Origin of the sequence: Embleya sp. NPDC050154, from assembly GCF_044460165.1 — a bacterium.
Lineage (GTDB): Bacteria > Actinomycetota > Actinomycetes > Streptomycetales > Streptomycetaceae > Embleya.
This window is the reverse complement of record NZ_JBITJP010000008.1, coordinates 164382-183226: the sequence shown is the minus strand read 5'-3', so window position 1 is coordinate 183226 and position 18845 is coordinate 164382. Positions and strand designations below refer to the sequence as shown.

Genomic DNA, 18845 nt, shown 5'->3' with positions numbered 1-18845 from the left:
TCGGGTCGTCGCGCCGCCGTCAGCCGCAGCCGCAGCTTCGCCGGACCACCAGCGTGGACGGGAAGGTACGCACCCTGGGGTCGCCGGCCGCGGCCGGTTCGCGCTCCAGGGCCAGCTCGACCGCCGCGCGGGCCATGCCCGGCCGGTCCGAGGTCACCGTGGTCAGCGGCGGATCGGCGATCGCCGCCTCGGCGATGTCGTCGAAGCCGACCACGGCGAGGTCGTCCGGTACCCGCAGGCCCGCCTCGCGCGCCGCGTGCAGGACACCCATCGCCTGGTCGTCGGTCGAGCAGAACAGCGCCCGGGGCCGATCCGGGCCGGTCAGCAGCGACAGCGCGACCTGGTAGGCGCCGAACCGGCCGAACGGCGCCTCGTGCAGCAGACCGTCGGTGGGCAGCCCGCGTTCGGCCATCGCCCGCCGCCAACCGGTGACGTGGTCGGTGACCGGGTCGCCCGAGTCCGGTGTGCTGGGCGGGCCGCCCAGGCAGTCCACCCGGGTGAAGCCGTGGGTGTCGAGCAGGTGGCGGACCGCCGTGTAGGCGCCCTCCACGTCGTCCACGATGACCGCGTCGCCGCCCAGCGCGTCGGGCTGACGGTGCATCAGCACCACCCGGACGTCCCGGGTGGCGATCTCGCGCGCGGCGCGCTCGGAGGGGCCCTGGCTGACCAGCACGAGTCCGGACACCTGCATGCCCAGGAACGCGCGCACGTAGTGCAGCTCGCGGTCGTCCTCGTAGTCGGAGTTGCCGATCAGCACCAACCGGCCCTGTTCGAACGCGGCCTGCTCGACGGTGTGCGCGAGTTCGGCGAAGAACGGCTGTCGGGCGTCGGGGATCACCAGGCCGATCAGGTTGGTCCGGCGGCTGGCCATCGCCTGGGCCACACTGTCGGGCCGGTAACCCAGCTTGTCTATCGCCGCGAGCACACGCTCGCGCGTGGCCGGCGCGACCGGGCGCGGGCCGTTGTTGACGACGTAGGAGACCACCGCGGTGGAGGTCCCCGCGAGGCGGGCGACGTCGTCGCGGGTCACTTTGGGCACCCGGTCATTGTAGGGACGGCGACCGGCGCGACTCACGGGAGTTCACAACCTGGACGCGGGACGGGATGGTCCTCCGTGTTGCTCCGGATAAGTCTGCTTTGTGCGTGTGGGCAAGGGATGTGACGCCCCGTCGGGTCGATCGACGGGCCCGGCGCCGAGGGGTGGATCACGTGCGGTCGGCGAGCGCGGGCTCGCCCACGCCCCGATCGGGCACCACGAACCGGTAGCCGACGTTGCGCACCGTGCCGATCAACGACTCGTGCTCGGGCCCGAGTTTCGCGCGCAGTCGGCGTACGTGCACGTCGACCGTGCGGGTGCCGCCGAAGTAGTCGTATCCCCACACCTCCTGCAACAACTGGGCCCGGGTGAACACCCGGCCCGGGTGCTGCGCGAGGTACTTGATCAGCTCGAACTCCTTGAACGTCAGATCGAGCACCCGGCCGCGCAGCTTCGCGCTGTAGGTGGCCTCGTCGATGCTCAGGTCGCCGTTGCGGATCTCGGTGGGCTCGTCCTCCGCGCCCTGCGCCGCCTGGAGCCGGCCGATCGCCAGCCGCAACCGGGCCTCGACCTCGGCGGGCCCGGCGGTGTCCAGCAGGACGTCGTCGACCCCCCAGTCCGCGGTCAGCGCGGCCAGGCCGCCTTCGGTGGCCACCAGCACCAGCGGGGCACCGACCCCGGTGGTGCGCAAGACCCTGCACAGGCTGCGCACCTGGGGGAGGTCACGCCGGCCGTCGACCAGGATGACGTCCGCGGCGGGCGCGTCGACCAGCGCGGAGGCCTCCGCCGGGGCCACGCGTACCTGGTGCAGCAGCAGACCGAGCGCGGGCAGCACCTCGGCCGACGGCTGGAGCGCGTTCGTGAGCAGCAGCAGTGCACTCAACGGGACACCTCCCAAAACAGGCACAGAAACACGAAAGGACCCGGGGCATCGTCGCCCGGATCCTTCATTGGTCGCCGGCTCGTCCGATTCCGTAACCGTTCGGGAACCACTTCTGGGGTCCGTGGGGTGTGCCCGTCATCGGAGGTGAGCCTGCGGGGTCAGGATAGCGAACATGTCTCGAGGAACCGACCTACCCGGGGATCTTCCCGCACTGCGGACACCTTCGGGTCCGTCTTTCACCGGAATGCCTGCACCCGAGCAGGCCGTCCTGATCACCGACGACGACGTGCGGATCAGCGCCGTCCACCGACCCGGAGCCGATGTCGGCACCCGCGATCGGGTCTTCGTGGTCGCCCACGGGTTCACCGGTTCGTGGCGTCGGCCGGCCGTCGGCGCGGTGCTGGACGGGCTGCGCGCGCACGGCGGGGTGATCGGTTTCGACTTCCGCGGCCACGGCGCGTCCACGGGGCTGAGCACGGTGGGCGATCGCGAGGTGCGCGACCTGGAGGCGGCGGTCGGATGGGCCCGCAGGCTCGGCTACCGACGGGTGGTCACGGTCGGCTTCTCGATGGGCGGCAGCGTCGTGCTGCGGCACGCGGCGCTGTACGACGGCGTCGCGGCGGTGGTCGCGGTGAGCGCGCCGGCCCGCTGGTACTACCGGGACACCCCGCCGATGCGCCGGGTGCACTTCGCGATCGAGCGCCGGACCGGGCGGGCGGTGGCCCGCTTCGTGCTGCGCACCCGGATCTCCGCCCGAACGTGGGATCCGGTGCCGCTCGCCCCGTTCGAGGCCGCCGCGGCGATCGCGCCCACGCCGCTGCTCGTGGTGCACGGCGACAGCGACCCGTATTTCCCGTTGGACCACCCCCGACAGATCCACGACGCGGCCGGAGCCCCGAAGGACCTGTGGATCGAGCCCGGCCTCGGCCACGCCGAGAACGCGGTCGGCGCCGACCTGGTGGACCGGATCGCGCGGTGGGCCCGGGCGCACGCCGAGGGGTGATCCGGGTGCCGGGGGACCGAACGGCCCGTCGGGAGGCGTCATCATGGATGCTGCACACTTCGGCGCCGTTCGGGCACACCAGCCGCGGACGCACACACGGACACACGGGAGGGCGCGCGATGGCGGTCGGCACCATGCGGTACTGGGCCGCGGCGAAGGAAGCCGCGGGCACGCCCGAGGAGCCGTACGACGCGGTCACCCTCGCCGACGCGCTGCGGCGGGCCCGAGAGCGGCACGGTGACTCGACCCGCTTCGGCGCGGTCGTCGCGAACTGCTCCTTCGTCGTGGACGGCGATCCGGTGGGACTGCGCGACCACTCGGCGATCACCCTGACCGAGGGCGGCACCGTCGAGGTCCTGCCCCCCTTCGCCGGCGGATGAGCGGGCGACGCGGACGCCCGACGGGCGACCGATACGAGGAGCCGGGCGGGTACGACCCGGCGGCGATGTACCAGGGCGACCCGCAGGCCGACCCGGGCGCGTCGGGACCCGGCTACGGCGAACCGGCCTTCGCACCGGCCGGGGAGCACTACGGCGAGCCGTACGGCGCCCCGGCCGGCGAGGCGTACGGCGGGCCACACCCGGGCGGCGGCCACGCCGAGCCCGGGCCGTACGCGCAGCCCGTCGAGCACGGCGGCCACGGCTACCCGCAACAGTCCTACGCCGGGCCGGACGGGTCGCACGGGAGTTACGCCGCGCAGGGCTACGAGCCGGAGTCCTACGCGCCGGAGCCTTATGCACAGGAGCCCTACCCCCAGCAGGGGTCCTATCCGCAGGAGTCCCCTCCGCAGGCGTACGCCGAGCCGGTCCCGAGCGGGCCCGGCGGGGGGTACGGCTACCCGGACGCGACGGAGATGTCGCCCGCGCTCGCCGAATCCGGCCGGGACGACGCGTACGGCTCGGGATACCCGGACCAGGACGGCGCGACGAGCGTGCTGCCGGCGATCGTCGAGCCGCTTCCCGAGGCCGGGACGGACCACTCCGGCGGGTACGGGGCCGAGGTCGACCTCTACGACGAGGGGCGCGCCGACTACGCCGGGACCGATTACTCCGGGACCGACTACTCCGGGACCGACTACCCGGGGACCGACTACGACGCGGACCACGCCCTCGACGCGGCCGGGGCCACCGCCCTCGAGCCCGCCGTCGGCACCGGTCGTCGGGTCGCGCGGGTGCCCGCCCAGCGCACGGGCGAGCCGTCCACGCGGGCCGCGCGGACGCCCCGGACGCCGATCTGGGATCCGCCGGGCATGTTGCCGGCGCTGTGCACGGTCGGCCTGGCCGCGGTCCTGGCGGTGACCGCGATCGCCGGCAAGCCGGCCCTCGTGCTCGGCGTCGCGTTCCTGCAAGTGCTCACCGCCGCCGGGTGGTTCCGGCTCAACGGCATGTGGCCCGCGCGCCAGGGCATCGCGCTGGTCGTGCTCGCCGCCTTCGCCACCGACATCGCGGTGTACGCCAAGGGCGAGCAGGGGCTCGCGAGCGTGCCGGCCGTGCTCGCCTGCACGCTGCTGGTGGTGCTCGCGCTCCAGGCCCGGAGCGGAGCCCGACCGGGCGAGTTGTTGCCCGCGCTCACCGTGACCACGTCCGCCGCGCTGATCGCCGCGTTCGACGTCGCCTACCTGGTCGCGGGCGACCTCGAGGGCGGGCCGATCGACGCGGGCGCGGCCGTGGTCGCCGCGGTGTTCGCGGCCGGTGTCGCGACGCTGGTCCGGGCGGTGCCGCTGCCGCCGGCCGTGGCACCGATCCCGTCCTGGCTGCTGGGCGCCGCGGCCGGCGCGGGCGCGGGCATCGCGCTCGGCGGCGAGGCGCCGTACGCCGCGCTGCTCGGCGCCGGCGCCGCGGCGCTCGGGCTGCTCGGCCGGCGGATCGCCGGCTACGACCATCCGTCCAGGTTCGTGCACTTCACCGCCGGTGTGTCCCTGCCGCTCGCGCTCGCCGCGCCGGCCGCGTACCTGCTGGGACGGGTCATGATCGGCTGATTGACCGTACGGCGGCGGCTCCGCCACGGGAGGATGCGGCCATGCCGTGGATATACCGCCGGTCCCGCCCCGGGAGCCGGGATGAACCGCCGGACCCGCCCGCCCGTATGGCGGGTGTGACGCATCGTTCGGAACTGCTCGGCGCCGAGGCGCAGGCGGACCCGGCGGCGGCTCGGGCCTTCCTGGCCCGTCCCGCTCGCGGGGACGACCGTCCCGCCGCCGACCCGCTGCACTCGGCGTCCCGAATATCCACCGCCGACGAGGCGGTCATCCGCACGCTCTACCTCGAACACGGCGGCCCGCTGCTGGGTTTCGCGCTGCGGCTGACCGGCGGCGATCGGGCCTGGGCCGAGGACGTGGTCCAGGAGACGCTGCTGCGCGCGTGGCGCCACCCCGAGGCGCTGGACCCCACCCGAGGCTCGGTCCGGGGCTGGCTGTGCACGGTGGCCCGCAACGTGGTGATCGACGTCGGGCGGGCCCGCAAGGCCCGCCCGCCCGAGACCGGCGACGCGGCGCTGGCGACGGTGGCGGACGAGGGCGCCGAGGCCGAGTTCGACCGGGCCGTGCTCGCGTGGGACGTCGCCGACGCGATGGCCGCGCTGAGCCCCGAGCACCGCGCGGTGTTGTTGGAGACCTACTACCGGGGCAGTTCGGTGGCCGACGCGGCCAAGGCCCTGGGAGTACCCGAGGGCACGGTCAAATCACGGACGTACTACGCGCTGCGAGCGCTGCGCGTGGCCTTGGAGGAAAGGGGGTTGGTCCCGTGACGGACACCGGGGACGAGAACGCGGCGGCGAGCGGCGCCGCTCCCGACGCGCATCCGCCGAAGCCGGCGGGCCCACCCGCCCGGCTGGGCTGCGCGGTGGCCCGCCTGGACCTCGGCGCGTTCGTGGTCGGCGCCCTCGACGAGAACGAGGCCGCCCGGGTCCGTCAACACGTGGCCACGTGCCCGCGCTGCCGGGCCGAGTACGAAGAACTCGCGGGCCTGCCCACCCTGCTCGCCCGGCTGACCGCGGCCGAGGCGCAGGCAAGCGGCGCGGCCGCGAACGGCGTCGTGCCCGCACGCGTGTTGTCCGCCGCGGCCCGACAGGCGGATCGGCGCCGCCGGTCGCGCCATGCGGTGGCCGCCGCGGCGGCCGTGTTGATGGTCCTCGCGGGGCTCACCGGTTGGGCCCTCGGCGACTCCTCGGACACCGGCGACGCGGCCGGCGCACCGTCGACGACCGCGCCCCCGGGGCGCCCGACCGGGACGGCCGGTCCGGCCGGGACCGCGGCGCCGCCCGGATTGCCGGGCCTTCGGATCGCCCGCGGCGGCGACCCGCGCTCGGGCATGGGCGCCGAATTGCGCTACGCCGCCACCGCGTGGGGCAGCAGCGTGGACCTGTCGCTGTCCGGCATCCGGCCGGGCACCCGTTGTCAGCTCGACGTCTACGGCACCCGGGGGCGGGTGGAGACGGCGTCCTCGTGGGTGGTCCCGAACGGCGACTACGGCCCCGGCGACCCGATCCGGGGCGCGACCAGCATCCCGGTCGGGGAGATCACCCGATTCGCCGTCAAAACCGTCGGCGACGGCGCGGAACTGCTGGAGATCCCGCCCGCCCAACCATGACAAAGCGGTGCCAATTGTCCGCCCATCTCAATGGGCGGACAATTTTGTCTCACATCTTGGGCCGTGCATGACACGAGTGGCTCACCCTCCCTACGATCGATGGTGTGAAGCGACAGGCGGACGACCTCACCAAGCGGCGCGCAGTGGACCTGTGCCGCACGCAGACCTGCCTGTGTTGCGCTGACTGACTTGCCGACAGTCGTCGATCGGCGATGCGCCCGAGGCGGATCGCGACCGACCGTCGGACCCGGGACCCGAACCGTGTGACGACGCGGTGGAACGGGCACCCGGCCCCCGCGTAGCAACCACGGACACACCCACACCCCCGCCTGCCGCGGCGCCGCGGCACGCCCGGGTGTACCCCGAGACCGCACATCCGCGGCAATCCCGCGCACTTCTGCACCGGAGGTATCCCCATGAGCCGCTCCGACGTTCTGGTAGACGCCGACTGGGTCCAGGCCCGCCTGGACGACCCGAAGGTCGTCCTCGTCGAGGTCGACGAGGACACCAGCGCCTACGTCAAGAACCACATCCGCGGTGCGGTGCGCATCGACTGGCGCGACGACCTCCAGGACCCGGTCAAGCGCGACTTCGTCGACGAGGCCGGCTTCTCCGCGCTGCTGTCGGCCAAGGGCATCTCCAACGACGACACCGTCGTGCTCTACGGCGGCAACAACAACTGGTTCGCGTCCTACGCCTACTGGTACTTCAAGCTCTACGGCCACGGCGACGTCAAGCTGCTCGACGGCGGTCGCAAGAAGTGGGAGCTCGACTCGCGTGAGCTGGTCGTCGAGGTGCCCGAGCGCGCCGCGACCACCTACGTGGCCAAGGAGCAGGACAAGTCGATCCGCGCCTGGCGCGACGACGTGCTCGCCGCGATCGGCACGCTGAACCTGGTCGACGTGCGTTCGCCCGACGAGTTCTCCGGCAAGCTGCTCGCCCCGGCGCACCTGCCGCAGGAGCAGTCGCAGAAGGCCGGCCACGTGCCGACCGCGAAGAACATCCCGTGGTCGAAGGCCGCCAACGACGACGGCACCTTCAAGACCAACGAGGAGCTCACCGCGCTGTACGAGGGCGAGGGCGTGGACCTGGCGAAGGACACCATCGCCTACTGCCGGATCGGCGAGCGCTCGGCGCACACGTGGTTCGTTCTGCACGAGCTGCTGGAGCAGGGCAACGTCCGCAACTACGACGGTTCGTGGACCGAGTACGGCGCGCTGGTCGGCGTGCCGATCGAGCTCGGCGACGGCAAGTGACCGACGGCTACCCGACCAACCCGACTTCAGGGAGCAGGAACGATGTGCGGTGCGAAGGCCGGCGGCCCGGATCTGGCAGGAGTTGACGTGGCGAAGGAAACCATCATTCAGGGGGCGGTGACCAAGGGCGGGCAGCCGATCAACGGTTACGTGCGCCTGCTCGACGCGGGTGGCGACTTCACCGCCGAGGTGCCCACTTCCGCGACCGGCCAGTTCCGGTTCTTCGCGGCCCCGGGCAACTGGACCGTGCGGGCACTCGTGCCCGGCGCGACCGTGGACCGCAGCGTCGTGGTGTCCGAGAAGGGCACCGTCGCCGAGGTCGAGATCGCGGTCTGATCCCCGACGGGTCGGGTCTCCTTCGGACGTACACCCTCGGAACCCGCTACCCGATCGGTGGCAAGAACGGCTCCGCCCCTCCCCACGTGCTCGGGGGAGGGGCGGGGTCGTTTTTGGTGTGTGCCCCGGGTCGTCGGGGCAGAAAGGTTTCCGTATCTTCGGGGGATCCGCCTCGGGCGGATCTTTCGGGGCGGGGCACCGGAAGCAGGGCGCGACGCCGGGAGGCACACGTGGCATGGGTGATCGTGATCATCGCGGGAGTCCTGGAGACCGGATTCGCCATCATGCTCAAGCAGAGCCACGGATTCACCCGGTTGTGGCCCACCGTCGGCTTCGCCGCGTGCGCGCTGGGCAGTTTCGGGCTGCTCACCTACGCGCTCAAATCCCTGGAGGTGGGCCCCGCGTACGCGGTGTGGACCGGGATCGGCGCGGCGGGCACCGCGCTCGTGGGCATCTGGCTCCTGAACGAGGGCGCGTCGCCGCTCAAACTGATCTCGATCGGCCTGGTCCTGCTCGGCGTGATCGGCCTGAACATCTCCGGAATCAGCCACTGACCGCGAAGCCGCGCGGCCGATCGGTCAGTACACCAACGCCTGGGCGCCGTCGGCGAGCGCCTCCTGAACGAACACCTGCGCGCCCGCGATCCGAATCCCCGGCAACACGTCGTCGCCGGTGATCTCGCGGCGCGCCGCGCACTGCGTGCACAGCGTCACCCGACCGCCCGCGATCAGCGCGTCGAGCAGATCCGGCAGCGGCGCGGCGTGCGGGAGTTCGAACTCGGCGGCGCGCCCGGGCAGGGCGAACCAGGACGACTCGCCGGTGAGCCACAGCGACACGTCCACTCCCGACGCGAGCGCCACGGATGCCACCGTGAACGCCTGGGAGCAGCGCTCCGGCGCGTCCTGACCTGCGGTGACCTTGACCACGAGAGATCGCTTCACGGCCCGCAGCCTATACACTGAGGCCGTTTGGCACCCGGCCAGGTCGACCTGGCCCACCCGTACAGAGCACGAGGAGCACCCGGGCGATGCACATCTTCTTCATTGCGCTGCTGGCCGTGGTCGGCGTCCTCGTCGCGTGGTTCGCCGCCCTGACCGTGTCCAAGCTGTACAAGGGCCAGAACTGAGCGCGGGACCGGTAGGCTGACTCGCCGTACCCGACCCCGGAAGCGGCCGCCCCACCATGATCGAAATCCCGGACGACCTGCACTTCGACGCCGTCCCGCTCGCGTTCCTGCTCGGCACCTGGGAAGGCGCCGGTGTCGGCGACTACCCGACCATCGAGGCGTTCCGCTTCGGTCAGCAGGTCACCTTCGGCTACATCGCGAACAAGCCGTTCCTCACCTACACCTCGCGCACCTGGCTGCTCGACGAGGAGGGTGAGCGGGTGCGCCCGCTGGCGACCGAGACCGGCTTCTGGCGTTCGAAGCTGGACGGTTCGGTCGACGTGACCCTCGCGCACCCCACCGGGATCGTGGAGATCTGGCTGGGGAAGGTGGACGGCCCGCGCCTGGAGATGCGCACCGACGTGGTCGCGCGCACCGAGGACGCGAAGGACTACACCGCGGGCCACCGGCTGTACGGTCTGGTCAAGAGCGAGTTGATGTACGCGTACGACATGGCCGCCATGGGGCATCCGCTCCAGGCCCACGTCTCCGCCCAGCTCAAGCGGGTCGACGCCGACCTCGCGGCCGAATAGCGCCGGACGGCGCCGAACCGGACGCGACCGCGCCGAGGAGCCCGGGGACCGGCCCGCACTCGTAAACTTCCCTGCGTGAGCACTGACTGGAAGCACGAACTTCGGGAGAAGGGCTACCGGCTCACGCCGCAGCGCCAACTCGTCCTCGAAGCGGTGAACACCCTGGGTCACGCGACGCCGGACGAGATCCTGGCCGAGGTGCACAAGACGGCCGGCGGGATCAACATCTCGACCGTCTACCGCACCCTGGAACTGCTCGAACAACTCGACCTGGTCACCCACACCCACCTCGGGCACGGCGCGCCGACCTACCACCCGGCCGACGTCGGGGGCCATCTGCACCTGGTCTGCCGGGACTGCCGTCGGGTGATCGAGGTGGGCACCGAGGTGGCCGCGGCGATGGGCGAGCAACTGCGCGCCGAGCACGGATTCGACATCGATCTCGCGCACTTCGCGATCTTCGGCCGCTGCGCAGAGTGCACCGCGGCCCGGGTTCCCTGAACCGGGGCAACGGCACTGGGCCGCACCGGTCTCGTACTGTGGGGACATGCCCACGAGCCCCTTGTTGTCCCTGCCCGGCGCGGTCGCGGCGGAAGCCCCCGACGCCGGCGTCGCCGCGCACTACGGCGATCCCCTGCGCGAACAACGTCGGCTGGAGGCGGGCGAGGGCTTCGTCGACCTCTCCCACCACGACGTGATCAAGGTGAGCGGTCCGGATCGGCTGAGCTGGCTGCACTCGCTGACCACGCAACACCTGACCGACCTGAAGCCGCACGAGGCGACGCTGACCCTCGTGCTGAGCCCGCACGGGCACATCGAGCACGCGCTGTACGGGGTGGACGACGGCGAGGCGTTCTGGGCCCACCTGGAGCCCGGCGAGGCGCCCGCGCTGGTCGAGTTCCTGGACCGGATGCGCTTCATGTTGCGGGTCGAGGTCGCGGACGTGTCCGCCGACTTCGCGATCGTGCACGAGGCGGGCGACCCCGGCGACACGCCCGAGGAGGTGCTGGTGCGCGCCACGGATCACGGCCGCGAACTGTTCCTGCCGCGCGAGCGCCTGGAGCGGTACGGCCGCGAGCACGCGCACCCGGCCGGCATGTGGGCGTACGAGGCGCTGCGGATCGCCGCGTACCGGCCCCGGCTGGGCCAGGAGACCGATCACCGCACGATCGTGCACGAGCTGGGTCTGATCGACACCGCCGTGCACCTGGACAAGGGCTGCTACCGGGGCCAGGAGACCGTCGCGCGCGTGCACAACCTGGGCCGCCCGCCGCGCCGGCTGGTCTTCCTGCACCTGGACGGCACGCCGGAGGCGCTGCCCGCGCACGGCGCGCCGGTCGAACTCGCGGGCCGGCAGGTCGGCTTCGTCACCAGCGCGGTGCGCCACCACGAACTCGGCCCGATCGCGCTGGCGCTGATCAAGCGCAACACCGCGGTGGACGCGGAACTCCTGGCCGGCGGCGTGCCGGCCACTCAGGAGATCGTGGTCCCCGCGTAGTCCTCGTCGGCCCGGGCGGGCCCTTCGGCTAGCGGATCTCGCGGCGGCGGATGCGGTGCAGGCGCCGCCGCTGCGAGCGGTCCAGGGTGAAGTAGGCGACGACCGGCAGGCCGATCGCGACCGCCACGACGGTCCAGGCGATCCACGACGGCAACACGATCAGCGCGATGATGGCGACGACGATCCCGGCCGCGATGTACGGCCCGCGGTGCGACATGGTCCAACCCCTTTCGGTCGGTGTACCCGACGCCCATTCTGCTTCCCCGCGGGGCCCGCGAACATGGGGAGAACCCCCGGGAACGAGAATCGCCGGGGCGCGCGTCCGGCTCACCGGCGGGGGTCGTGGGGGTCGCGTGCGCCGGTCACATGTCCACGACGAGGGTCATCGGGCCGTCGTTGACGAGCGCGACCTTCATGTCGGCGCCGAACACGCCGGTGGCCACCTGCGCGCCCAGCGCGCGCAGTGCCGCGACGACCTCGGCCACCAGGGGTTCGGCGACCGGGCCCGGCGCGGCCTCGTTCCAGGTCGGTCGACGACCCTTGCGGGCATCGCCGTACAGGGTGAACTGGCTGATCACCAGCAGCGGCGCGGACAGGTCCGAGCAGGACTTCTCGCCGTCCAGGACGCGCAGGCTCCACAACTTCGCGGCCAGTCGGCGGGCGATCTCGGGAGTGTCGGTGTGCGTCACGCCGACCAGGACGCACAGTCCGGGGCCCACGATCGAGCCGACGACCTCCCCTTCGACGGTCACGGATGCTTCGGTCACGACCTGCAGGACGGCACGCATGGGCCCATTCTGCACACCCGTCCGGACCGATTCCGAGCCATGTGGCACGCGGCGGTCTGCCCGACATGACACGATGCGTCTCATGGTGGATCTTCCCGACGGAGTGGCCCCGGAGGCCATCCGCGCACTCACGCTGAGTCGGGTTCGCGAGCTCATGCGTGACGCCCAGCGCGAGGAGAACGATCTGTCCTACCTGCGGAGACTGCTGCAAGGGCGGATCGACATCCTGCGCGCCGAACTGGCCCGGCGGTCCGGCCAGGACGGTGCCGAACCCGAATCGCCGGTGGTGGGCCGGCTGCCCGAGATCCTGTCCGAGTCCAGACCGCCCACCCGGGGCGCGCGGCACGTCAACGTCCAGCCGCCGCGCACCGACCGCTACCGGAGTTGGATCGAGCAACTGCTGGCCGACGTGGGCCTGTCCGACCTGGCCGCGCACACCGACGCGGAACTGGGCGAGGCGCTGGACAAGCTCGGCGCCCACGAGCAGGAGGTGTCCTCGCGCCGGCACCGCCTCCAGCGCACCGCCGACGACTGCGCAGCCGAGATCACCCGCCGCTACCGCGAGGGCGAGGCGAAGGTGGAGGACCTGCTGTCGGGCCGATGACCACGTCGGGTCCGAACAAGCGGCACGATCGACTCCGCATGCGGTTGCTAGCAGGGTGCTTGCAATAGCAAGCACGATCTGTGCATGCTGGAGTCATGGCAGGTCTGAACGTCGGCTCGCTGGGTGAGTACATCCGGGAGCAACGCCGCAACGCGCAATATTCGCTTCGGCAACTCGCCGAGGCGGCCGGGGTCTCGAACCCCTATCTGAGCCAGATCGAGCGCGGTTTGCGGCGGCCGAGCGCGGAGATCCTGCAACAGATCGCCAAGGCGCTCCGCATCTCGGCGGAAACGCTCTACGTGCAGGCGGGCATCCTCGACGAGCGCGAGGAGGGTGACCGTGAGGTGCGCACCGCGATCATGGCGGATCCGACGATCAACGACCGCCAGAAGCGGGTCCTCATCGAGATCTACGAGGCATTCCGCAAGGAGAACGCGCAGGACGGCGCCGTGCGGGACGAACGGGGCGCCACCGACGGAACCGAGAACGGCAGGGCCGGCCGGGCCGCAACCGAGAACCTCGATCCCGAAGAGTGAGGAACACCATGGCAATCGCCACGGAACTGAAGAAGACCCTGACCGACACCACCCCGCTGTACGCCGTCGCCGGTGCCGGCGACCTGGTGGTGGAGAAGCTGCGCGAGTTGCCCGAGCGCTTCCGGGTCGAGGTCACCACCGACCCCAAGGTGCTGCGCGAGCGTCTGCAGACGCTGCCCGACCGCACCCAGACCTTCGCCAAGTCCCAGGTGGACAAGGCCAAGGAGCTCTACGAGGACCTCGCCGCGCGCGGCGAGAAGCTGGTCAAGCGGGTCGACCGGCAGGAGAGCACCAAGCGGGCCAAGGCGGCCGTGAGCACCACCGAGAGCAAGGCCAAGGCCACCACGACCGCGGCGCGGCGTGGTGCGGCGAACGCCAAGGCGCAGGCGAAGTCCGCGGCGACCGCCGCCGCCAAGGCCGCCGACGCGGCGGCCGACGCCGTCGAGCAGGCGGCCGGCAAGGTCGGCGACTCGGGCTCCAAGCCGACCGCCGGCACCAAGGCCTGACCCTCGGTCCCACGCACACCGGCGCACCCGATGCCGCCTCGGCAACCGCCGAGGCGGCATCGGGCATGCCAGACTGGAATCCCCGCACCACGTGGCGGCACACGGCGGCCGCGCAGAGGAGGATCGATGGAACTGGCCATGGCCGATGGTCTGCTGACGGCCAAGTTCGACCAGGTGCTGACCTGGCTGTTCCTCGGCATCCTGCTGCTCAAGGTGTTCTGCCTGTTCGACGCCGCCTTCCGGCGCGAGGACGCCTACCGCGCGGCGGACAAGAAGAAGAAGTCCTTCTGGCTGATCGTGCTCGGTGTCGCGGTCGTGGTCGACGTGCTGCCGATCGGCCTGGGTCTGATCCTGATGCTCGCGGGCCTGGTCGCGGCGATCGTCTACCTCGTCGACGTGCGGCCCGCGCTCAAGGAGGTCGCCGGCGGTCGAGGCGGCGGTCGCAACATGGGGCCGTACGGCCCCTGGTGAACCGCCGGGCCCGACCCGCGGTGCCCGACCGGCCGGGCCGAGCTCAGCGCGTGGGCAGCTTGACCACCGAGACGAAGAACTCGTCGATGTGCCGCACGACGCTGATGAACTGCTCGAAGTCCACCGGCTTGGTGACATAGGCGTTCGCGTGCAGGTGGTAGCTGCGCAGCACGTCCTCCTCGGCCTCGGACGTGGTCAGCACGACCACCGGGATCCGGCGCAGGTCCTCGTCCGCCTTGATCTCCTCCAGCACCTCCCGGCCGTCCTTACGCGGCAGGTTGAGGTCCAACAGGATCAGGTCCGGGCGCGGCGCGTCGGCGAACTCGCCCTCGCGGCGCAGGAACGCCACCGCCTCGACGCCGTCGCTGACCACGTGCAGCGAGTTGCGCACCTTGTTGTCCTCGAACGCCTCGCGCGTCATCAACACGTCGCCCGGGTCGTCCTCGACCAACAGGACCTCGATGGCTCCCTCGATGGGGTGGGTCATGCGTTGCTCCCTCGTACCGCTTCGTCGGCCGGTCCCTGGGACTGCGGCTCGCGGGTGTTCGGTTCCGGCCGCTCCGGTTCCGGCTCGGATTCGCGCGGCTCCGGCAGCGTGGCCGGCGGCGGTCCCGGCAGGGTCCAGCGGATCGTGGTGCCGCCGGTGCCCTCGGCATCCAGCCAGATCCGGCCGCCGTGGTATTCCACGATCTTCTTGCACATGGCCAGCCCGATGCCGGTGCCGCCGTAGGCGTCCTTCGGATGCAGCCGCTGGAAGATCACGAAGATCCGGTCCGCGTACTGCGGCTCGATCCCGATGCCGTTGTCGACACAGGAGAACTCCCACTGCTCGCCGTCCCAGCGGGCGCCCAGGTGCACGCGCGGCACCTCCTCGGCGTGGAACTTGATCGCGTTGCCGACCAGGTTCTGCACCAGTTGACCCAGCAGCAGCCCGTCGCCCGGCACCGTGGGCAGCGGGTCGGCGGTGATGCTCGCGCCGCTCTCCTCGCGTGCGGCGGCCAGCGCGTGCAGCGCGTGGTCCAGGCACTCGCGCAGGTCCACATCACCGCGCTCGGTGTCCAAGCGGCCCACCCGGGAGAACGCGAGCAGGTCGTTGATCAGCGTCTGCATGCGCTTGGCGCCGTCCACCGCGAACGCGATGTACTGGTCGGCGCGCTCGTCCAGTTGGCCCTTGTACCGCTTCTCCAGGAGTTGGCAGAAGCTGGCCACCTTGCGCAGCGGCTCCTGGAGGTCGTGCGAGGCGACGTAGGCGAACTGCTCCAACTCGGCGTTCGAGCGGCGCAGATCCTCGGCCTGCTCGTCGATCAGCGCCCGGGCCGCCTCGGTGCTGTGCAGCTCCTCCACGATCCGGTCGCGCATCGAGCTCACGTCGTAGGCGAGAGCGGTGATCTCGGCCGGCCCCCGGCCGGTCAGCACCTGGTTGTAACGGCCCTCGGTGACCTTGCGGACCTGCTCGCCGAGATGCTCCAGCGGGCGGGTGACCATCCGGCGGAACACCAGCGCGACCAGCAGCACCAGCCCGGTGAACAGCGCGGCCACCGCGATCAGCGTCGCGGTCAGCGTGGTGGCGTCGCGGGAGAGTTCCTCCCGCGCCCGAGCCCGCTCGTCGCCGAGGTCGGCCTGCTGGGCGGCCGTCGCCGCGCGCACCGCGTCGAACAGTCGCTTGCCCTGGTCGGGCAGCAGGCCGCCAATGGTGGCCGCCCGGTCGGCGAGCGCCGGTTCCGCGTAGCCCGTGCGCCACGCCCGCGCCCGCGTGCCGACCTCGGCGAGGTCGGCGCGCAGCCGGTCACCCTCGTCCGACTTCGGCAACAGCCGCTCCAGGTCCGCGTAGGCCCGGTTCTCCTCGGCCCGGCCCTGCGTGTACGGCTCGCGCAGGCTCGGGTCGCCGCCGATGATCCAGCCGCGCACGCCGGTCTCCTGGTCGATCAGCGCGTTCTCCAGCCGCAGAGCGGCGTTGGCGGCCGGTTCCAGGCGGTCCAGGACGGTGTGCCGCGAGTCGTTCAGGCGCGATATCGCCAGCGCACCGACCACCGCGGAGATCACGATCACCAGCGCGAGCAGGCCCAGGCCCAGCCCGACGACCTGGCGCATGCGGGGTCCGCCCCGCCGCTCCCGCTCCCGCGTCCGCTCCTGAGTCACGCCGTGTCGTCCTCGCCCGTCGTCTGGCCCGGCAGCACCGGATGTCCCCCCTGCACGCCGTGCAACGGGCGATCGGGGTCGTGCCGCAGCAGCAATACCGCCACGTCGTCGTTGAGACTGCCCCCGTGCAGGTCTTCCACCGCGGCCACGGCGGAATCGATCAGGTCGTAACCGGAGCGTCCGGCCGCGAGGAGCTGCCCGATCAGGGGCAACAGTCCCTCGGTCCCCAGTCGTTCCGGGCCCGGACCGATCCGGCCCTCGATCAGTCCGTCGGTGTAGAGCAGGAGCGACCAGTCCGTGCCCAGCTCCATCGACTCGTGGCCCCAGCGGCCGTCCGGGAACAGGCCCAGCGCCGGGCCGGTCGCGCCCTCGGACAGCGGTGCGACGCCCTTGGGCGTGAGCAGCAGCGGCGCCGGATGGCCCGCGAGGTATACCTGGCCGCGTCGACGATCGGGCTCGATGATGGTCATGCACAACGTGGCGAACATCTCGTCCGAGCGTCGCTCGTGTTCGAAGATTCGTTCCAGCGTGGTGAGCAATTCGCCGCCGGTGAGCCCGGCGAAGATCAGCGAGCGCCAGGCGATCCGCAGGTTGACCCCGAGCGCGGCCTCGTCCGGCCCGTGTCCGCAGACGTCGCCGATCATCACGTGCACGCGCCCGTCGGCGGTCTGCACCGCGTCGTACAGGTCCCCGCCCAGCAGCGCCCGCTGGCGACCGGGGCGATAGCGCGCGCGGAAGTCCAGCGTCGGGTCGCGCAGGATCGGCGCGGGCAGCAGGCCGCGTTCCAGGCGCGCGTTCTCCTGCGCGCGCAGCTCCGACTCCACCAGCCGGCGCTGCGACTCGTCGGCCCGCTTGCGCTCCAGGGCGTAGCGGATGGCCCGGGACAACAACGAGCCGTCGATCTCCTGCTTGACCAGGTAGTCCTGGGCGCCGGCGGCGACCGCGGCGGAACCGCGGTGCGCGTCGGACAGGCCGGTGAGCACGATCACCGCGGTCCGCGGCGCGAACAGCAGCAGCCGGTGCAGCCCGTTCAACCCCTCGGCGTCGGGCAGTCCCAGGTCCAGCAGGACGCAGCCGATGTCCTCGCCGAGCTTGACCATGGCCTCGGCCATCGACCGGGCCCAGACGATCTCCATCGGGTCCGGGGAGTCGGCGAGCAACTCCTCCACCAGGAAGGCGTCGCCCGCGTCGTCCTCGATGAGCAGGACGCGCAGCGGGTGCGCGGCGTGGGCGACCGGGGCCGATGCCGCGGGGGCGGGCATCGGTACCGCGCGGTAGTCGGTCCGTTCGACCGCTTTGCCGTCGCCGCCGTACGCGGGGCGCACGCCACCACCTCCGGGATTGATGTCGCCGCACGAATCGTTGTCGTACGGCAATCGAAAAAGGACGATAGCGCGGCGGGGTGTGAGCGGGTAACCGGACGGCGCGCGGGTTCGGCCGAAGCTAGGTCGGGTCGGTGGCTCGTTGCGCCGCGTCGCGCAGTACCGCGAGGGATCGCACGAGCGAGTCCAACTCGTCCGCCTCCAGATGTATCAAGACCTTGGCCAGGGCCTGTCGTCGAGCCGATCGCAGTTCCTCCACGAACCTGACCCCGTCGGGCGCCAGCCGCAGCACCACCTCCCGGCGGTCGGTCGGGCTCAGCCCGCGCACCAGCAGGCCGGCGTCCTCCAGACGGTCGCACAAGCGGCTCGCCGAGGACGGGATGGCCCGCAACCGGGCGGCCAGCATGTTCAGATTGATGCCGTCGTCACCGGCGATCACGAGCAGGGCCCGCAACTGGGACGGCGACACCCGGCCGCCCAGATCGCCGTGTGCGTGGGTGCGTACCGCGGCCAGCCACTCGCACAGTGCGTCCACACGATCGAGCAGTTCCGCGGGTAGGTCCCCTTCTCCTCGGGCCACGGACATTCGGCCACTGTGCCGGCTGAGGCAGCGGGAGCGCCACGTCGGGGGCCGGCAGGCTGGGCGCATGACACGGATAACGCTTGTTCGCGGCGACATCACCGAACAACACGTGGACGCGATCGTCAACGCGGCGAACTCGTCCCTGATGGGCGGTGGCGGTGTCGACGGCGCGATCCACCGCAGGGGTGGTCCGGAGATCCTGGCCGAGTGCCGGGCGCTGCGCGCGGCAAAGCTCGGAAAGGGCCTGGAGACCGGCGCCGCGGTGGCCACCACCGCGGGGCGCCTGCCGGCGCGATGGGTCGTGCACACGGTGGGGCCGGTGTACAGCCACACCGACGACCGGTCCGCGTTGCTGGCGTCCTGCTACCGCGAGGCGTTGCGGGTGGCGGACGACCTCGGCGCGACGTCGGCGGCGTTCCCGGCGATCTCCGCGGGCATCTACGGCTGGCCGATGGACGACGCGGCGCGGATCGCGGTCGAGACCGTGCACGCGACGCCGTCCGCGCTCGAGGAGGTGCGCTTCGTGCTGTTCGAGGCGCGCGCCTACGTCGCGTTCGAGCAGGCGGTCGCCGCGCTGTAGACCCGGACACGGCTGTGGG

The 18845-nt window shown here is 72.0% G+C and carries 26 protein-coding genes; 17 read left to right on the top strand and 9 right to left on the bottom strand.

What is annotated here, in order from left to right; all coding sequences use genetic code 11:
• Window positions 1-19: 19 nt before the first annotated feature.
• A complete protein-coding gene (locus tag ACIBSV_RS19070; protein ID WP_395864397.1) occupies window positions 20-1039 on the bottom strand; it encodes a LacI family DNA-binding transcriptional regulator in 1020 nt (339 codons plus the stop codon).
• A 166-nt stretch (window positions 1040-1205) separates the two neighbouring features.
• Window positions 1206-1919 carry a winged helix-turn-helix domain-containing protein gene (locus tag ACIBSV_RS19065; protein ID WP_395864396.1) on the bottom strand — a complete coding sequence of 238 codons (714 nt, stop codon included), beginning with the start codon at window positions 1917-1919 and terminating at the stop codon, window positions 1206-1208.
• Window positions 1920-2163: 244 nt separating this feature from the next.
• Between ACIBSV_RS19065 and ACIBSV_RS19060 the strand changes: the two genes are divergently transcribed.
• The 9 genes from ACIBSV_RS19060 to ACIBSV_RS19020 all read left to right on the top strand — a co-directional run bounded on the left by ACIBSV_RS19060 (window position 2164) and on the right by ACIBSV_RS19020 (window position 8655).
• On the top strand, window positions 2164-2922 hold the full coding sequence (locus ACIBSV_RS19060) for an alpha/beta hydrolase (protein ID WP_395864394.1): 759 nt from the start codon (window positions 2164-2166) through the stop codon (window positions 2920-2922).
• Window positions 2923-3041: 119 nt separating this feature from the next.
• A complete protein-coding gene (locus ACIBSV_RS19055) occupies window positions 3042-3302 on the top strand; it encodes a MoaD/ThiS family protein (RefSeq protein WP_395864393.1) in 261 nt (86 codons plus the stop codon).
• Entirely contained in the window at window positions 3299-4900 is a 1602-nt protein-coding gene (locus tag ACIBSV_RS19050; RefSeq protein ID WP_395864391.1) for a hypothetical protein, read from the top strand. Before ACIBSV_RS19055 ends, ACIBSV_RS19050 begins: the two co-directional genes overlap by 4 nt.
• A 116-nt stretch (window positions 4901-5016) precedes the next feature.
• Window positions 5017-5667, top strand: coding sequence for a sigma-70 family RNA polymerase sigma factor (locus ACIBSV_RS19045; RefSeq protein WP_395864389.1), 651 nt, complete (start codon window positions 5017-5019; stop codon window positions 5665-5667).
• Window positions 5664-6509, top strand: coding sequence for an anti-sigma factor family protein (locus tag ACIBSV_RS19040; protein ID WP_395864388.1), 846 nt, complete (start codon window positions 5664-5666; stop codon window positions 6507-6509). Before ACIBSV_RS19045 ends, ACIBSV_RS19040 begins: the two co-directional genes overlap by 4 nt.
• A gap of 104 nt (window positions 6510-6613) precedes the next feature.
• Window positions 6614-6697 (top strand): putative leader peptide, encoded by an 84-nt coding sequence (locus tag ACIBSV_RS19035; RefSeq protein ID WP_360319360.1) that lies wholly within the window; start codon window positions 6614-6616, stop codon window positions 6695-6697.
• 228 nt (window positions 6698-6925) lie between these two features.
• The gene (locus ACIBSV_RS19030) at window positions 6926-7765 is read left to right on the top strand and encodes a sulfurtransferase (protein WP_395864386.1); all 840 of its coding nucleotides are present in this window, start codon (window positions 6926-6928) and stop codon (window positions 7763-7765) included.
• 42 nt (window positions 7766-7807) lie between these two features.
• Window positions 7808-8101 (top strand): DUF1416 domain-containing protein, encoded by a 294-nt coding sequence (locus tag ACIBSV_RS19025; protein WP_020552259.1) that lies wholly within the window; start codon window positions 7808-7810, stop codon window positions 8099-8101.
• Window positions 8102-8331: 230 nt separating this feature from the next.
• Entirely contained in the window at window positions 8332-8655 is a 324-nt protein-coding gene (locus tag ACIBSV_RS19020; RefSeq protein WP_395864384.1) for a DMT family transporter, read from the top strand.
• Window positions 8656-8679: 24 nt separating this feature from the next.
• Here ACIBSV_RS19020 and ACIBSV_RS19015 read toward each other — a convergent pair whose 3' ends face one another.
• A complete protein-coding gene (locus ACIBSV_RS19015; protein ID WP_360319300.1) occupies window positions 8680-9042 on the bottom strand; it encodes a DsrE family protein in 363 nt (120 codons plus the stop codon).
• 241 nt (window positions 9043-9283) lie between these two features.
• Here ACIBSV_RS19015 and ACIBSV_RS19010 point away from each other — a divergent pair, with 241 nt between their 5' ends.
• The 3 genes from ACIBSV_RS19010 (at window position 9284) to ACIBSV_RS19000 (ending at window position 11297) form a co-directional block, all read left to right on the top strand.
• Entirely contained in the window at window positions 9284-9799 is a 516-nt protein-coding gene (locus ACIBSV_RS19010; RefSeq protein WP_395864382.1) for an FABP family protein, read from the top strand.
• Window positions 9800-9874: 75 nt separating this feature from the next.
• Window positions 9875-10300, top strand: coding sequence for a Fur family transcriptional regulator (locus tag ACIBSV_RS19005; protein ID WP_395864380.1), 426 nt, complete (start codon window positions 9875-9877; stop codon window positions 10298-10300).
• A 46-nt stretch (window positions 10301-10346) separates the two neighbouring features.
• Complete coding sequence (locus tag ACIBSV_RS19000; protein WP_395864378.1) at window positions 10347-11297, top strand: YgfZ/GcvT domain-containing protein; 951 nt, start codon at window positions 10347-10349, stop codon at window positions 11295-11297.
• A 28-nt stretch (window positions 11298-11325) separates the two neighbouring features.
• Here the strand turns inward: ACIBSV_RS19000 and ACIBSV_RS18995 are convergent, their stop codons facing one another.
• The gene (locus tag ACIBSV_RS18995) at window positions 11326-11514 is read right to left on the bottom strand and encodes a hypothetical protein (RefSeq protein WP_395864376.1); all 189 of its coding nucleotides are present in this window, start codon (window positions 11512-11514) and stop codon (window positions 11326-11328) included.
• A 145-nt stretch (window positions 11515-11659) separates the two neighbouring features.
• On the bottom strand, window positions 11660-12085 hold the full coding sequence (gene dtd / locus ACIBSV_RS18990) for a D-aminoacyl-tRNA deacylase (RefSeq protein WP_395864374.1): 426 nt from the start codon (window positions 12083-12085) through the stop codon (window positions 11660-11662).
• A gap of 82 nt (window positions 12086-12167) precedes the next feature.
• Here dtd and ACIBSV_RS18985 point away from each other — a divergent pair, with 82 nt between their 5' ends.
• The 4 genes from ACIBSV_RS18985 to ACIBSV_RS18970 all read left to right on the top strand — a co-directional run bounded on the left by ACIBSV_RS18985 (window position 12168) and on the right by ACIBSV_RS18970 (window position 14202).
• Window positions 12168-12689: an ABC transporter substrate-binding protein gene (locus ACIBSV_RS18985; RefSeq protein ID WP_395864372.1), complete on the top strand. Its 522-nt coding sequence runs from the start codon at window positions 12168-12170 to the stop codon at window positions 12687-12689.
• A 95-nt stretch (window positions 12690-12784) separates the two neighbouring features.
• Window positions 12785-13225 (top strand): helix-turn-helix domain-containing protein, encoded by a 441-nt coding sequence (locus tag ACIBSV_RS18980; protein WP_395864370.1) that lies wholly within the window; start codon window positions 12785-12787, stop codon window positions 13223-13225.
• A gap of 8 nt (window positions 13226-13233) precedes the next feature.
• Window positions 13234-13731, top strand: a complete 498-nt coding sequence (locus ACIBSV_RS18975; protein WP_395864368.1) for a hypothetical protein — start codon at window positions 13234-13236, stop codon at window positions 13729-13731.
• Between the two features lie 150 nt (window positions 13732-13881).
• Window positions 13882-14202, top strand: a complete 321-nt coding sequence (locus tag ACIBSV_RS18970) for a DUF2516 family protein (RefSeq protein ID WP_395864717.1) — start codon at window positions 13882-13884, stop codon at window positions 14200-14202.
• A 43-nt stretch (window positions 14203-14245) separates the two neighbouring features.
• Here the strand turns inward: ACIBSV_RS18970 and ACIBSV_RS18965 are convergent, their stop codons facing one another.
• The 4 genes from ACIBSV_RS18965 to ACIBSV_RS18950 form a co-directional block, all read right to left on the bottom strand.
• On the bottom strand, window positions 14246-14689 hold the full coding sequence (locus tag ACIBSV_RS18965) for a response regulator (protein WP_395864366.1): 444 nt from the start codon (window positions 14687-14689) through the stop codon (window positions 14246-14248).
• The gene (locus ACIBSV_RS18960; protein WP_395864364.1) at window positions 14686-16293 is read right to left on the bottom strand and encodes an ATP-binding protein; all 1608 of its coding nucleotides are present in this window, start codon (window positions 16291-16293) and stop codon (window positions 14686-14688) included. Before ACIBSV_RS18960 ends, ACIBSV_RS18965 begins: the two co-directional genes overlap by 4 nt.
• Window positions 16294-16337: 44 nt before the next feature.
• Window positions 16338-17666 (bottom strand): PP2C family protein-serine/threonine phosphatase, encoded by a 1329-nt coding sequence (locus ACIBSV_RS18955; protein WP_395864362.1) that lies wholly within the window; start codon window positions 17664-17666, stop codon window positions 16338-16340.
• 118 nt (window positions 17667-17784) lie between these two features.
• On the bottom strand, window positions 17785-18249 hold the full coding sequence (locus ACIBSV_RS18950; protein ID WP_395864360.1) for a MarR family winged helix-turn-helix transcriptional regulator: 465 nt from the start codon (window positions 18247-18249) through the stop codon (window positions 17785-17787).
• Window positions 18250-18310: 61 nt separating this feature from the next.
• Between ACIBSV_RS18950 and ACIBSV_RS18945 the strand changes: the two genes are divergently transcribed.
• The gene (locus ACIBSV_RS18945) at window positions 18311-18826 is read left to right on the top strand and encodes an O-acetyl-ADP-ribose deacetylase (protein ID WP_395864358.1); all 516 of its coding nucleotides are present in this window, start codon (window positions 18311-18313) and stop codon (window positions 18824-18826) included.
• Window positions 18827-18845 lie beyond the last annotated feature (19 nt).